Genomic DNA, 14206 nt, shown 5'->3' on the forward strand with positions numbered 1-14206 from the left:
CGTCGGCGGCGACGGCGGCGGTGCGCGAGCCTCCGGCGGACGCGGTCGTGACGGCCGCGGCGACGGGACGGTCGACTCACATGGCTACAGGGCCGCAGCCGTCGGCGGGTTCCGAAAACGGCCCGATGTGCCCGAGGTCACGTGTGATCCGCGCCGGATCCGGGTAGGAGGACCCGGTTCCGCACGGCCCGCACGAGTCGGCCGAGCCGGTCGAACCGGCGGAGACACACCGACCCCGCACCGCCACTCGCCGGACCCCCTCGCCCCGCCCCGCACGCCCGGAACCCTCCCTGCGGATAGGCTCGATCCGTTCGGTCGGACGGGCCGGACGGGCCGGGCGGGCTGGAGGGAGCGGCGGAGATGACGGTGCCGGGGCGCAGGAGCAGTACGTTCTCCCGTCTGCTGCGGCACGGGTTCACCGATCCGTCCGGGGCCGAGCGGCTCCTCGACCTGCCCGAGCTCGCCGCGCTCCGCGAGGACCCGGTCCTGCTCGACGCGCTGGGGGCCACCGCCGACCCCGATCTCGCGCTGCGCGGGCTCGTCCGGCTGGCCGAGGCGCAGCCCGAGACCGAGCGGGGGACCTTCACCACCACGCTGCTCTCCGCCAAGCCCTTCCGGGACCGGCTGCTCGGGGTGCTCGGCGCGTCCGAGGCGCTCGCCGACCACCTGGCCCGGCATCCCGGCGACTGGGAGACCCTGGTCACCTACGAGGCGGTCGACCTGCACCCGGGGATCGCCGAGTTCGAGCGGGGGCTCGCCGGGGCGGCGGACCCGGTCGCCCTGCGGGTCGCCTACCGCCGCTGCCTCCTCGGGATAGCGGCCCGGGACGTCTGCGGCACCACCGACGTCGCCCAGACCGCCGCCGAGCTGGCCGACCTGGCCACCGCCACCCTGCGGGCCGCGCTCGCCCTCGCCCGGGCGGCCGAACCCGCCGACGCGGCCCAGTGCCGGCTCTCCGTGATCGCCATGGGCAAGTGCGGCGGCCACGAGCTGAACTACGTCTCCGACGTCGACGTCATCTTCGTCGGCGAGCCGGTGGAGGGCGCCGACGAGGGCAAGGCGCTCCAGGCCGCCACCCGGCTCGCCTCCCACCTCATGCGGATCTGCTCCGAGACCACCGTCGAGGGCACCATCTGGCCGGTCGACGCCAACCTCCGCCCCGAGGGCCGCAACGGCCCGCTCGTCCGCACCCTCTCCTCCCACGTCGCCTACTACCAGCGCTGGGCCAAGACCTGGGAGTTCCAGGCGCTGCTCAAGGCGCGCCCGGTGGCCGGCGACCCGGAGCTGGGGAGCGCGTACGTCGACGCCCTCTCCCCGATGGTCTGGCAGGCCGCCGAGCGGGAGAACTTCGTCACCGACGTGCAGGCCATGCGCCGCCGCGTCGTCGAGAACATCCCGGCCGCCCAGGTCGACCGCGAGCTGAAGCTCGGGCCCGGCGGCCTCCGGGACGTCGAGTTCGCCGTCCAGCTGCTCCAGCTGGTGCACGGCCGCAGCGACGCCACCCTGCACAGCGGCTCCACCCTGGACGCGCTCGCCGCCCTCGCCGCCGGCGGCTACGTCGGCCGCGCCGACGCGGCCCAGCTGGACGAGGCGTACCGCTTCCTGCGCGCCATGGAGCACCGCATCCAGCTGTACCGGCTGCGCCGCACCCACCTCGTCCCGGAGGGCGAGGAGGACCTGCGCCGCCTCGGCCGCTCCCTCGGCCTGCGCACCGACCCGGTCGCCGCGCTGAACAAGGAGTGGAAGCGGCACGCCTCCGTCGTCCGCCGCCTCCACGAGAAGCTCTTCTACCGGCCGCTGCTCGACGCCGTCGCCCAGCTGGCCCCCGGCGAGATCCGGCTCAGCCCCAAGGCGGCGGGCCAGCGCCTCGAAGCCCTCGGGTACGCCGACCCCGCCGCCGCCCTGCGCCACCTGGAGGCGCTGGCCTCCGGCGTCAGCCGCAAGGCGGCCATCCAGCGCCATCTGCTGCCGGTGCTGCTCGGCTGGTTCGCGGACTCGGCCGACCCGGACGCCGGCCTCCTCGGCTTCCGGAGGGTCTCCGACGCCCTCGGCAAGACCCCCTGGTACCTGCGGCTGCTGCGCGACGAGGGCGCCGCCGCCGAGAACCTCGCCCGGGTCCTGTCGGCCGGCCGCCTCGCCCCCGACCTGCTGCTGCGCGCCCCCGAGGCCGTCGCCATACTCGGCGACCCCGAGGGGCTGAAGCCGCGCGGCCGGGCCCACCTGGAGCAGGAGGTCCTCGCCGCCGTGGGCCGCGCGGACGACGCCGAGCAGGCCGTGGCCGCCGCCCGCGGGGTGCGCCGCCGCGAGCTGTTCCGCACCGCCGCCGCCGACCTCATCGACTCGTACGGCACCGAGGACAGCCCCCGCACCTCCGACCCAAGCGCCCTCGTCGACCGGGTCGGCGAGGCCGTCACCGACCTCAACGCCGCCACGATCGCGGGCGCCCTGCGGGCCGCCGTCCGCGCCGAGTGGGGCGACGAACTCCCCACCCGTTTCGCGGTCATCGGCATGGGCCGCTTCGGCGGCCACGAGCTGGGGTACGGCTCCGACGCCGACGTCCTCTTCGTCCACGAGCCGCGCGAGGGCGTCGACGAGCAGGAGGCCGCCAAGGCCGCCAACCGGGTCGTCACCGAGATGCGCCGGCTGCTCCAACTGCCCACCACCGACCCGCCGCTGCTGATCGACGCCGATCTGCGCCCGGAGGGCAGGAGCGGCCCCATGGTCCGCACCCTCGCCTCCTACGAGGCGTACTACCGCCGCTGGTCGCTCGTCTGGGAGTCGCAGGCGCTGCTCCGCGCCGCGCCGATGGCCGGCGACGCCGACCTCGGGCAGCGGTTCATCGAGCTGATCGACCCGCTGCGCTACCCCGCGGAGGGCCTCGGCGAGGACGCGGCCCGCGAGATCCGCCGCCTCAAGGCCCGCATGGAGTCCGAGCGGCTGCCGCGCGGCGCCGACCCCACCCTCCACGCCAAACTGGGCCGCGGCGGCCTCAGCGACGTCGAGTGGACCGTCCAGCTCCTCCAGATGCGGCACGGCTGGGCCGAGCCGGGGCTGCGCACCACCCGCACCCGGGTCGCGCTCTCCGCCGCCCACGCCGCCGGGCTGATCCCCACGGAGGAGGCGCAGACCCTCGACGAGGCCTGGGTGCTCGCCACCCGGGTGCGCAACGCGGTCATGCTCGTCCGAGGCCGCCCCGGCGACACCTTCCCCTCCGAGCCGCGCGAACTGGCCGCCGTGGGCCGCTACTTGGGCTACGCCCCAGGTCATGTCGGCGAACTGGTCGACGACTACCGCCGGATCACCCGCCGCGCCCGCGCCGTCGTCGACGAACTCTTCTACGGCTCCTGACCGTTGGGCCGGGGCTGCCGCGCCCCGGCCCGGCCGTTACGATCCCGGCATGCCCCTGCTCATGAGTGATGTGGACCGGTTCGAGAAGGCGCGCCCCCGCCTTGAGGCCATCGCCTACCGGATGCTCGGCTCGTCGGGCGAGGCCGAGGACGCCGTGCAGGAGACCTATCTGCGCTGGCAGGCCGCCGACACCGGGCGCATCGAGGTGCCGGAGGCCTGGCTCACCAAGGTCCTCACCAACTACTGCCTCAACCAGCTCACCTCGGCCCGCGCCCGCCGCGAGACCTACGTGGGCCAGTGGCTCCCCGAGCCGCTGCTCGCCGGCGACCCGATGCTCGGCCCCGCCGACACCGCCGAGCAGCGCGAATCCGTCTCGTACGCCGTCCTCGTCCTCCTGGAGCGGCTGACCCCGAACGAGCGGGCCGTGTACGTGCTGCGCGAGGCCTTCGGCTACGCGCACCGGGAGATCGCGGAGATCCTCGACATCGGCGAGGCCGCCGCCCAGCAGCTCTTCCACCGCGCCAAGAAGCACCTCGCGGACGGACGGGCCCGCACCGAGATCGACGAGGCCGCCGCCCGCAGGATCGTCGAGGAGTTCCTGGCCGCCGCCACCAGCGGCCGTACCGAACCCCTCGTCCGGCTGCTCACCCAGGACGCGTCCGCCATCGGCGACGGCGGCGGCAAGGTGCCCGCCCGGGCGAGCGCCTTCGAGGGTGCCCGCGCGGTCGCCACCTTCCTGCGCGGCCTCTTCAAGCCGAGCGACGCCAAGCGGGCCCTGGTCGGCGGCTCGCCCTCGTTCTACGCCACCACCGCCAACGGCGAGCCCGCGATCGTGGCCGTCGTGGACGGCCGGGTCGTCGGCATCACCTGCCTGGAGGTCACCCCGGACGGCATCGTCGCCCTCCGCAGTCAGGTCAACCCGGACAAGCTGGACCGGGCCACCGCGCGGTGGGCCGCCGAGGGCCACGGGGAGGCCCCGCTGTTCGCGTTCTGACCCCCTCTTTCGAGGTGTGACCCAGGTCACATTCGAATCCTGTCAGGAAACGCGGGGCCGCCCGGTTCAAGGTGCGTCACCACGCCGGAGAAACGGCGCGGACCCCGCCCAGACAGGAGCCCGGTCATGCAGCACCGCATCGTCGTCCTCGGAGCCGGCTACACCGGAGCCGTCGCCGCCGGCCGCCTCGCCCGCCGGCTGCGCCGCGAGGACGTCACCCTCACCCTCGTCAACGCCGAGCCCGACTTCGTCGAGCGGGTCCGCCTGCACCAGCTCGCGGCCGGCCAGGACCTCACCCCCCGCCCCTTCGCCGAGATGTTCGCCGGCACCGGCGTCGAGCTGAAGCTCGCCCGGGTCGCCGCCGTCGACGCCGCCCGCAAGACGGTCGCGCTGGACACCGGCGCCGGACGCGAGGAGCTGGCGTACGACTCCCTGGTCTACGCCGTCGGCAGCGGCTGGAACCACGGGGGAGTCCCCGGCGTCGCCGACCACGCCCACGAGCTGGCGAGCCGCCCCGGCGCCCTCCGGCTCCGCGCCCGGCTCGCCGGGCTGGAGGCGGGCGGGACCGTGGTGGTGGTCGGCGGCGGGCTGACCGGCCTGGAGGCCGTGACCGAGATCGCCGAGAGCCGCCCCGACCTCGACGTGGCCCTGGTCGCACGCGGCGCCTTCGGCGACTGGCTCTCCGAGAAGGGCCGCGCCCACCTGCGGAAGGTCGCGGCCGGGCTCGGCATCACCGTCCACGAGCACCAGTCGGTCGCCGAGGTGGCCGCGGACCGGCTGACCACCGCCGACGGCACGGTCGTCCCGGCCGACGTCACCGTCTGGACCACCGGCTTCGCCGTCCACCCCCTCGCAGAAGGCACCGGCCTCGACCTCGCCGCCGACGGCCGGATCGTCGTCGACGCCACCATGCGCTCGGTCTCCCACCCCGACGTCTACGCGATCGGCGACGCGGCGGCGGCCGTCGGCCCGGGCGGCAAGCCGCTCCGGATGTCCTGCGCCTCGGGCGTCCCCATGGCCTGGCAGGCGGCCGACGCCCTCGCCGCCCGGCTCACCGGCGTCAAGGTGCCCACGGTTCCCATCCGCTACGCCCAGCAGTGCGTCTCGCTGGGCCGCGGCGAGGGCCTGATCCAGTTCGTCACCGCGGACGACCGGGCCAAGGAGAAGGCCCTCACCGGCCGGCTCGCCGCCCGCTACAAGGAGCTCATCTGCAAGGGCGCCGCCTGGGGCGTCGCCCACCCGACCCTCGGCCTCCCCACCCGCCGCCGCCCCCTGGCCCGGCAGCGGGTCGCGGACGCGGTCCCGGCGGAGGCCACGGCCTGAAGGACCGGGCAGCGCCGAGGCCCCCGCCGAAGGGAACGGCGGGGGCCTCGGTCCTGCTCAGGGGCGGCGGATCATCTGCCGGAGCCGACCGGCTCCTCCTGGTCCGCCTGCTCCGCGGGCTTCTTCGGCACCGGGGCGGACGACTCGGGGGCGACGGCGAGCACCGGCTCCACCTGCTTCGACAGGCGGTGCGGCCAGGTGCCGTACCAGAAGTAGGCGACGAGGAAGCCGAAGGCGAGGCAGATCATGCCGCCGACGGCGTCCAGCCAGAAGTGGTTGGCGGTCGCGACGATCACGACCAGCGTGGCGGCCGGGTAGAGCAGGCCCAGGATCCGGGCCCAGGGCGCCTTCGCCAGGAAGAAGATGGTCAGCCCGCACCACAGCGACCAGCCGATGTGCATCGACGGCATCGCCGCGTACTGGTTCGACATGTGCTTGAGGTCGCCCGAGGCCATCGAGCCCCAGGTGTGGTGCACCAGGACCGTGTCGATGAAGTCCTTGCTCTCCATCAGCCGCGGCGGCGCGAGCGGGTACAGGTAGTAGCCGACCAGGGCCACGGCGGTGGTGGCGAACAGGACGGTGCGGAACGCCGCGTAACGGCCCGGCTGCCATCGGTACAGCCACACGAGCACACCGATGGTGACGATGAAGTGCAGCGTCGCGTAGTAGTAGTTCATCGTCACGATGAGCCACGTCACCGAGTTCACCGCGTGGTTGACGGCGTGCTCGAAGGCGAGGCCGAGGGACTCCTCGGTCCGCCAGATCCAGTCCGCGTTCTTCAGCGCCTCGGCCTTCTGCTCCGGCACCGCGTTGCGGATCAGCGAGTACACCCAGTAGCTGAGGCCGATCAGCAGCAGCTCGAACCAGATGCGGGGACGCCGGGGCGTGCGCGCACGCAGCCACGCCCATCGCCCGTCGGCCACGATGGGTGACGACGGGGTCGTCCGGTCGTCCAAACTCTTCACGGTCGTTTCACCCATAGGCAGAGAGTTTGCCAGATCCACGCCCCCCGACCGATCATCCCTCGGTCGGGTGTGCGGCGCACCCTCTCCCTCTCAGGTACTAGGTCCTGGCGGCGGGGGCCGGCGGCGCCGAGGCGGTGGAACCGCGGACGACCAGCTCCGGCATGAAGACGAACTCCGAGTGCGGGGCCGGGGTGCCGCCGACCTCCTCCAGGAGGGCGCGGACCGCCGCCTGCCCCATCGCCTGCACCGGCTGCCGGATGGTGGTGAGCGGCGGATCGGTGAAGGCTATGAGCGGGGAGTCGTCGAAGCCGACGACGGAGACGTCCCGCGGCACCTGCAGTCCCTGCTGGCGGGCGGCCCGGATGGCGCCGAGCGCCATCATGTCGGAGGCGCAGACCACCGCCGTGCACCCCTTGGCGATCAGGGCCGCCGTGGCCGCCTGGCCGCCTTCGAGCGTGTACAGGGAGTGCTGGATCAGTTCCTCGGACTCTTCCAGGGTGAGACCGAGGCGGTCCCGCATCCCCTTCTGGAAGCCCTCTATCTTGCGGAGCACCGGCACGAAGCGCTTCGGTCCGACGGCGAGCCCGATCCGGGTGTGGCCGAGGGCGGCGAGGTGGGTGACCGCCAGCTGCATCGCGGCCCGGTCGTCGGGGGAGACGAAGGGCGCCTGCACCTTGGGGGAGAAGCCGTTGATGAGGACGTACGGGACGCCCTTGCCGCGCAGCTGGTCGTAGCGGGAGGTGTCCGCGGTGGTGTCCGCGTGCAGCCCGGAGACGAAGATGATGCCGGCGACCCCGCGCTCCACCAGCATGTCGGTGAGCTCGTCCTCGGTGGACCCGCCGGGGGTCTGGGTGGCGAGCACCGGGGTGTAGCCCTGGCGGGTCAGGGCCTGCCCGATGACCTGCGCGAGGGCCGGGAAGATGGGGTTGTCCAGTTCGGGGGTGATCAGCCCGACGAGGCCGGCGCTGCGCTGGCGCAGCCGTACCGGTCGCTCGTAGCCGAGCACGTCGAGCGCGGCAAGGACGGATTCGCGGGTGGCGGTGGCCACACCGGGCTTGCCGTTGAGCACGCGGCTGACTGTGGCTTCACTGACCCCCGCCTGGGCTGCGATGTCGGCAAGCCGCGCGGTCATGAGAGTGGACTGTACCGGTCACAGCGCGTATTGCCCACCAGTGGGGCGGTGGCCGCCGGATGCAAGGCCGCCCGCAAGGTCTTGCAGTTCTTGCGGGGCGATACGGGGGGTGGTGGAGGCGGAACGGACCGTTCCGAACCTGGCGGAAGGTTCCGCCGTGCGGCACATACCGGACGAAGGGGCGGAAGGAGCCCCTCCGCGCCGCTGTCAAGCGGCCCTACGGCAACCTTCGGGACACGCCGATGTAACGATCCCCGGTCCTTGCAGAAATTTCACGCAAGGTCTTTCGGCTCGTTTTCATCCCTGTTACGTTCCTGGCAACCCGGAGCGCCGCGAGGGAGCGGTCGCAATGAGGAAGGTTCCAGCCCCTCGTCTCCCCGGGATCATGTTGAAGGAGTTCACATGCGGCGTGGCATAGCGGCCACCGCGCTGGTCGCGGCCCTGGGCGTCACCCTGGCGGCGTGCGGCGGGAGCGACAGCGGTTCCAACGGCGGCTCGAAGGGCTCGGGCGAGCTCTCCGGCACCGTGACGTGGTGGGACACCTCCACGGTCGGCTCCGAGGACAAGGTCTTCAAGAAGCTGGCCGAGGACTTCACCAAGAAGCACCCCAAGGTCACCGTCAAGTACGTGAACGTGCCCTTCGGTGAGGCCCAGAACAAGTTCAAGAACGCCGCGCAGTCCGGCTCCGGCGCCCCCGACGTGATCCGCTCCGAGGTCGCCTGGACCCCCGAGTTCGCCGACCTCGGCTACCTCGCCCCGCTGGACGGCACCGCCGCGCTGAAGGACCAGGACGACTTCCTGGAGCAGGCCGCCGCCTCCACCAAGTACAACGGCAAGACCTACGCCGTGCCGCAGGTCATCGACTCCATGGGCATCTTCTACAACAAGAAGATCCTCAAGGAGGCCGGTGTCGAGGTCCCGAAGAGCATCGCCGAGCTGAAGACCGTCTCCGCCGCCATCAAGGAGAAGACCGGCAAGACCGGCCTGTACCTCCGCGGCGACGACCCGTACTGGTTCCTCTCCTTCCTGTACGGCGAGGGCGGCGACATGGTCGACGCCGCCAACAAGAAGGTCACCTTCGACGACCCGGCGGGCGTCAGCGCGTTCAAGACGGTCAAGGACCTCGTCGACTCCAAGGCCGCGATCACCGACGCGACCAACGGCTGGGACAACATGCAGGCCGCCTTCAAGGACGGCAAGGTCGCCATGATGATCAACGGCCCGTGGGCCGTCGCCGACACCTACGCGGGCAAGGAGTTCGCCGACAAGGCGAACCTCGGCATCGCCCCCGTCCCGGCGGGCTCCGCCGGCCAGGGCGCCCCGCAGGGCGGCCACAACCTCGCCGTCTACGCCGGCTCCAAGAACCTCGACGCCTCCTACGCCTTCGCCGAGTACATGACCTCGGCCGAGAGCCAGGCCAAGGTCGCCAAGGAGCTCAGCCTCCTCCCGACCCGCCAGTCCTCCTACCTGCAGAAGGAGGTGGCCCAGAACGAGATGATCGCGTTCTTCAAGCCGGTCGTCGAGAAGGCCGTCGAGCGCCCGTGGATCCCCGAGGGCGGCAGCCTCTTCGAGCCGGTCAAGGTCGAGTACACCAAGGTCCTCACCGGCCAGACCACCCCGGAGGCCGGCGCCAAGGCCGTCGGCGACGCCTACCGCAAGCTCCTGAAGGACTGGAAGTAAGAAGGAAGGCAGGCCGACTGATGGCTGTGGACACTCCCAGCCAGTCGGTGGCGAAGGCCGCGGGCGAGCACGTCGCCCGCGGCCGGAGCCGCGGAACTGGTACCCCGCGACGGGCGGCGAAGCGCTCCCTCGCCACCCACTGGTACGCCTGGGCGATGGTGGCCCCGGTGGTGATCGTGATCGGCGTGATCATCGGTTATCCGCTGGTCCGCGGCATCTACCTGTCGTTCACCGACGCCAACGAGCGCAACGTCGCGCGGACGATCGGCGTCAACGAGATCCCGGCCACCTACGAGTTCATCGGCCTGGACAACTACACCGACGCGATCACGGGCAGCCAGTTCCTCGGCACCCTCGGCTGGACGGTCGTCTGGACCGTGTCCTGTGTGGCGCTCACCTTCGTCCTCGGCCTGGCCCTCGCCAACATCCTCAACCGGAAGATCGCCGGCCGCTCCGCCTACCGGATGATGATCATCCTGCCCTGGGCGGTCCCCGGCTTCGTCTCCGTCTTCGCCTGGCGCTTCCTCTACGACGAGCGCCGCGGCCTGCTCAACCAGATCCTCTCCGGAGTCGGCCTCGACGCCGTCCCGTGGCTGAACGACCCGCTGATGGCCAAGTTCGCCGTCATCGCCGTCAACGTCTGGCTCGGCGTCCCCTTCATGATGGTGGCCCTCCTCGGCGGTCTCCAGTCCATCCCCGGCGAGCTCTACGAGGCCGCCGAGATGGACGGCGCCAACGCCTGGCAGCGCTTCCGCAACATCACCATGCCGGGGCTGCGCTCCGTCTCCACCACGGTGCTGCTGCTCTCCACCATCTGGACCTTCAACATGTTCCCGGTGATCTTCCTGCTCACCCGGGGCGGACCCGGCGAGGCCACCCAGATCCTCGTCACCCAGGCCTACAAGTTCTCCTTCGAGATCAGCCCGCGCGACTTCGCCCAGTCGTCCACGTGGGGCGTCCTCATCCTGGTGCTCCTGATGATCTTCGCCGCGATCTACCAGCGCGTCCTCCGCAAGCAGGGAGAAGTCTGGTGACCACCACGACCCCCACGGCCCGGCACGCCGCCGCCCCGGCCATGAATGCCCCGATCCGCGGCCGCCGTTCGCCGCTCGCCTCGGTGGCGCTGCACCTCACCCTGATCGTCGCCTCCGTGGTCGCCGTCTTCCCGGTGCTGTGGGTCCTGCTGACCTCGCTCAAGCCCGCGAAGTACGCCACCACCACGGACTTCTTCAAGGAGACGACGTTCGAGAACTACACGAACCTGCTGAGGGACACCCCGTTCCTCACCTGGTTCGGGAACTCGCTCCTCGTCGCCGGACTCACCACGATCGTCGGCGTCTTCATCTCCGCCACCACCGGCTACGCCGTCAGCCGCTTCCGCTTCCCCGGCAAGCGCGGCCTGATGTGGACCCTGCTCATCACGCAGATGTTCCCGGTCGCCGTCCTCATCGTGCCGATCTACAACATCATGGCGTCGCTGGGGCTGCTCAACCAGTCGGCCGGCCTGGTCATCACCTACCTGACCATCGCCGTCCCGTTCTGCGCCTGGATGATGAAGGGCTTCTTCGACGGCATCCCGCGCGAGATCGACGAGTCGGGGTACGTCGACGGGCTCACCCCCTTCGGCACCTTCTGGCGGCTGATCCTGCCGCTCGCCAAGCCGGGCATCGCGGTGACCGCCTTCTACTCCTTCATCACCGCCTGGGGCGAGGTCGCCTACGCCTCCGCCTTCATGGTCGGCGACGAGAACCTGACGCTCGCCGGCGGTCTGCAGAAGTTCGTCAACCAGTACGGGGCCCAGTGGGGTCCGATGACGGCGGCCTCCGTCCTCATCGCCATCCCCGCGGCCCTGGTGTTCCTCTTCGCCCAGCGCCACCTCGTCACCGGCATGTCCGCCGGTGCCGTCAAGGGCTGACGGCCCTGAACGCCGATCCCGTACGCCCCTCCTTACCTCCCAGGGAAGACATGACCCAGCACCTCGCCACCGCCGCCGCCGACGCCCCCACCACCGGCACCGACACCGGCTGGTGGAGAGACGCGGTGATCTACCAGGTCTACCCGCGCAGCTTCGCCGACGGCAACGGCGACGGCATGGGCGACCTGGAGGGCATCCGCAGCCGGCTGCCGTACCTCAAGGAGCTCGGCGTCGACGCCGTCTGGCTCTCCCCCTTCTACGCCTCCCCGCAGGCCGACGCCGGGTACGACGTCGCCGACTACCGGGCCATCGACCCGATGTTCGGCTCGCTGCTCGACGCCGACGCCCTGATCCGCGAGGCCCACGACCTGGGCCTGCGCATCATCGTCGACCTGGTCCCCAACCACTCCTCCGACCACCACGAGTGGTTCCAGCGCGCCCTGCGCGAGGGCCCCGGCTCCCCGCTGCGCGAGCGCTACCACTTCCGTCCGGGCAAGGGTGTCAACGGCGAACTGCCGCCCAACGACTGGGAGTCCATCTTCGGCGGCCCCGCCTGGACCCGGGTCGAGGACGGAGAGTGGTACCTGCACCTCTTCGCGCCCGAGCAGCCGGACTTCAACTGGGAGCACCCGGCCGTCCGCGACGAGTTCCGCTCGATCCTGCGCTTCTGGCTCGACATGGGCGTCGACGGCTTCCGCGTCGACGTCGCCCACGGCCTGGTCAAGGCCGCCGGCCTGCCCGACATCGGCGCCCACGACCAGCTGAAGCTGCTCGGCAACGACGTCATGCCCTTCTTCGACCAGGAGGGCGTCCACGAGATCTACCGCTCCTGGCGGCAGATCCTCGCCGAGTACGACGGACAGCGCGTCCTCGTCGCCGAGGCCTGGACCCCGACCGTCGAGCGCACCGCCAACTACGTGCGCCCCGACGAGATGCACCAGGCGTTCAACTTCCAGTACCTGGGCACTCACTGGGACGCGGCCGAGCTCCGCACCGTCATCGACGCCTCCCTGGAGGCGATGCGCCCGGTCGGCGCCCCCACCACCTGGGTGCTGTCCAACCACGACGTCACCCGGCACGCCACCCGCTTCGCCAACCCGGCGGGCCTCGGCACCCAGCTGCGCACCCCGGGCGACCGCGAGCTCGGCCTGCGCCGGGCCCGCGCCGCGACCCTGCTGATGCTGGCGCTGCCCGGCTCCGCCTACGTCTACCAGGGCGAGGAGCTCGGCCTGCCGGACGTCACCGACCTGCCCGACGAGGTGCGCCAGGACCCGTCCTTCTTCCGCGCCAGCGGCCAGGACGGCTACCGCGACGGCTGCCGGGTGCCGATCCCGTGGACCGTCGAGGGCTCCTCGTACGGCTTCGGCGGCGGCGGCTCCTGGCTGCCGCAGCCGGCGGCCTGGGGGAGCCTGAGCGTCGAGGCGCAGACCGGCGACCCCGGCTCCACCCTGGAGCTGTACCGCAGCGCGCTCGCCGTGCGCCGCGAGCGCCCCGAACTCGGTGCGGGCGAGGCCGTGGAGTGGCTGGAGGCACCCGAGGGTGTGCTCTCCTTCCGCCGCGACGGCTTCGTCTGCACCGCCAACACCACCGGCCGGGCCATCACCGTCCCGCTGCCCGGCCGGTATCTCCTCTCCAACGAGGACATCAGGATCGTCGACGACGCCGCGGAAGTGCCGGCGGACACCACCGTCTGGTGGGCGGTGTGACGATCCCCCCGCCGCGGGGCACCGGCAACGGTGCCCCGCGGCTCGCGGACATCGCGGCCCAGTCCGGGGTCAGCGAGGCCACCGTCAGCCGGGTCCTCAACGGCAAGGCGGGGGTGGCCGGCGCGACCCGGCACAAGGTGCTCGCGGCGCTCGACGTGCTCGGCTACGAGCGTCCCGTACGGCTCAAACGCCGCAGCGCGGGCCTCGTCGGGCTCGTGGTGCCCGAGCTGACCAACCCGATCTTCCCGGCCTTCGCCCAGGTCGTCGAGCAGGTCCTGGCCGGGCACGGCTACACGCCGGTGCTCTGCACCCAGATGCCCGGCGGCGCCACCGAGGACGAACTGGTCGACCAGCTCGTCGAGCGCGGGGTGGCCGGCATCGTCTTCCTCTCCGGGCTGCACGCGGACGCCTCCGCCGACCCGGCGCGCTACGGCCGGCTGACCGAGCGGGGCGTGCCGTACGTCCTCATCAACGGCTACCACGAACGGATCGACGCCACCTTCGTCTCCCCGGACGACCGGGCCGCGGCCCGGATGGCCGTGCGCCACCTGGCCGAGCTGGGGCACGAGCGGATCGGCCTCGCCATCGGGCCCACCCGCTACGTGCCCTCGCGCCGCAAGGCGGAGGGCTTCGCCGCCGAGCTGTACGAGTCCCTCGGCGTGGAGCGGGCGGAGGCCGAACGCTTCGTGCGGCCCACCCTGTTCGGCGTCGAGGGCGGGCACGCCGCCGCCGAGATCCTGCTCGACGAGGGGTGCACGGGCATCGTGTGCGGCTCCGACCTGATGGCGCTCGGCGTCGTCCGGGCGGCCCGCGCCCGGGGCCTCGACGTGCCCCGGGACGTCTCCGTCGTCGGCTTCGACGACTCCCCGCTGATCGCCTTCACCGACCCGCCGCTGACCACCGTGCGCCAGCCCGTGCAGGCCATGGCGACGGCGGCCGTCGGCGCGCTCCTGGAGGAGATCGAGGGCAATCCGGTGCAGCGCACCGAGTTCGTCTTCCAGCCGGAGCTGGTCGTGCGCGGTTCCACCGCGCAGCCGCCGCACGCGGCGCCGTAACTCCTTGCGCAATCCCTTGCGATGGGCGTGCGTGAAGTATTGACCGCACGCCTGTACGCCCCTACGGTCGCGGCTGAAAACAGTTGCT

At 72.1% G+C, this 14206-nt stretch carries 10 protein-coding genes; 8 read left to right on the forward strand and 2 right to left on the reverse strand.

Annotation, left to right across the window (positions count from 1 at the left end):
- Positions 1-360: 360 nt before the first annotated feature.
- The 3 genes from ABZ621_RS03195 to ABZ621_RS03205 all read left to right on the forward strand — a co-directional run bounded on the left by ABZ621_RS03195 (position 361) and on the right by ABZ621_RS03205 (position 5665).
- Complete coding sequence (locus ABZ621_RS03195) at positions 361-3348, forward strand: bifunctional [glutamine synthetase] adenylyltransferase/[glutamine synthetase]-adenylyl-L-tyrosine phosphorylase (protein WP_360600137.1); 2988 nt, start codon at positions 361-363, stop codon at positions 3346-3348.
- Between the two features lie 49 nt (positions 3349-3397).
- Positions 3398-4342, forward strand: coding sequence for an RNA polymerase sigma factor SigJ (gene sigJ, locus ABZ621_RS03200; RefSeq protein WP_360600139.1), 945 nt, complete (start codon positions 3398-3400; stop codon positions 4340-4342).
- 126 nt (positions 4343-4468) lie between these two features.
- A complete protein-coding gene (locus tag ABZ621_RS03205) occupies positions 4469-5665 on the forward strand; it encodes an FAD-dependent oxidoreductase (protein WP_360600141.1) in 1197 nt (398 codons plus the stop codon).
- Positions 5666-5736: 71 nt separating this feature from the next.
- On the opposite strand, the gene ABZ621_RS03210 is transcribed toward ABZ621_RS03205, so the two are convergent.
- Complete coding sequence (locus tag ABZ621_RS03210; RefSeq protein ID WP_360600143.1) at positions 5737-6645, reverse strand: phosphatase PAP2 family protein; 909 nt, start codon at positions 6643-6645, stop codon at positions 5737-5739.
- A gap of 82 nt (positions 6646-6727) precedes the next feature.
- Positions 6728-7762: a LacI family DNA-binding transcriptional regulator gene (locus ABZ621_RS03215; protein ID WP_360600145.1), complete on the reverse strand. Its 1035-nt coding sequence runs from the start codon at positions 7760-7762 to the stop codon at positions 6728-6730.
- 402 nt (positions 7763-8164) lie between these two features.
- Between ABZ621_RS03215 and ABZ621_RS03220 the strand changes: the two genes are divergently transcribed.
- Genes ABZ621_RS03220 through ABZ621_RS03240 form a run of 5 tightly spaced genes read left to right on the forward strand, consistent with a single transcriptional unit; the run spans position 8165 to position 14118 of the window.
- Entirely contained in the window at positions 8165-9442 is a 1278-nt protein-coding gene (locus ABZ621_RS03220; RefSeq protein ID WP_360600147.1) for an extracellular solute-binding protein, read from the forward strand.
- Positions 9443-9462: 20 nt separating this feature from the next.
- Positions 9463-10476 carry a sugar ABC transporter permease gene (locus tag ABZ621_RS03225; RefSeq protein WP_360600149.1) on the forward strand — a complete coding sequence of 338 codons (1014 nt, stop codon included), beginning with the start codon at positions 9463-9465 and terminating at the stop codon, positions 10474-10476.
- 41 nt (positions 10477-10517) lie between these two features.
- Positions 10518-11357 carry a carbohydrate ABC transporter permease gene (locus ABZ621_RS03230; protein ID WP_360600799.1) on the forward strand — a complete coding sequence of 280 codons (840 nt, stop codon included), beginning with the start codon at positions 10518-10520 and terminating at the stop codon, positions 11355-11357.
- A 50-nt stretch (positions 11358-11407) separates the two neighbouring features.
- Entirely contained in the window at positions 11408-13063 is a 1656-nt protein-coding gene (locus ABZ621_RS03235; RefSeq protein WP_360600151.1) for an alpha-amylase family glycosyl hydrolase, read from the forward strand.
- Positions 13051-14118 carry a LacI family DNA-binding transcriptional regulator gene (locus ABZ621_RS03240; RefSeq protein WP_360600153.1) on the forward strand — a complete coding sequence of 356 codons (1068 nt, stop codon included), beginning with the start codon at positions 13051-13053 and terminating at the stop codon, positions 14116-14118. Before ABZ621_RS03235 ends, ABZ621_RS03240 begins: the two co-directional genes overlap by 13 nt.
- Positions 14119-14206 lie beyond the last annotated feature (88 nt).

This window comes from Streptomyces sp. NPDC007863 (genome assembly GCF_040633895.1).
Taxonomy (GTDB): domain Bacteria; phylum Actinomycetota; class Actinomycetes; order Streptomycetales; family Streptomycetaceae; genus Streptomyces.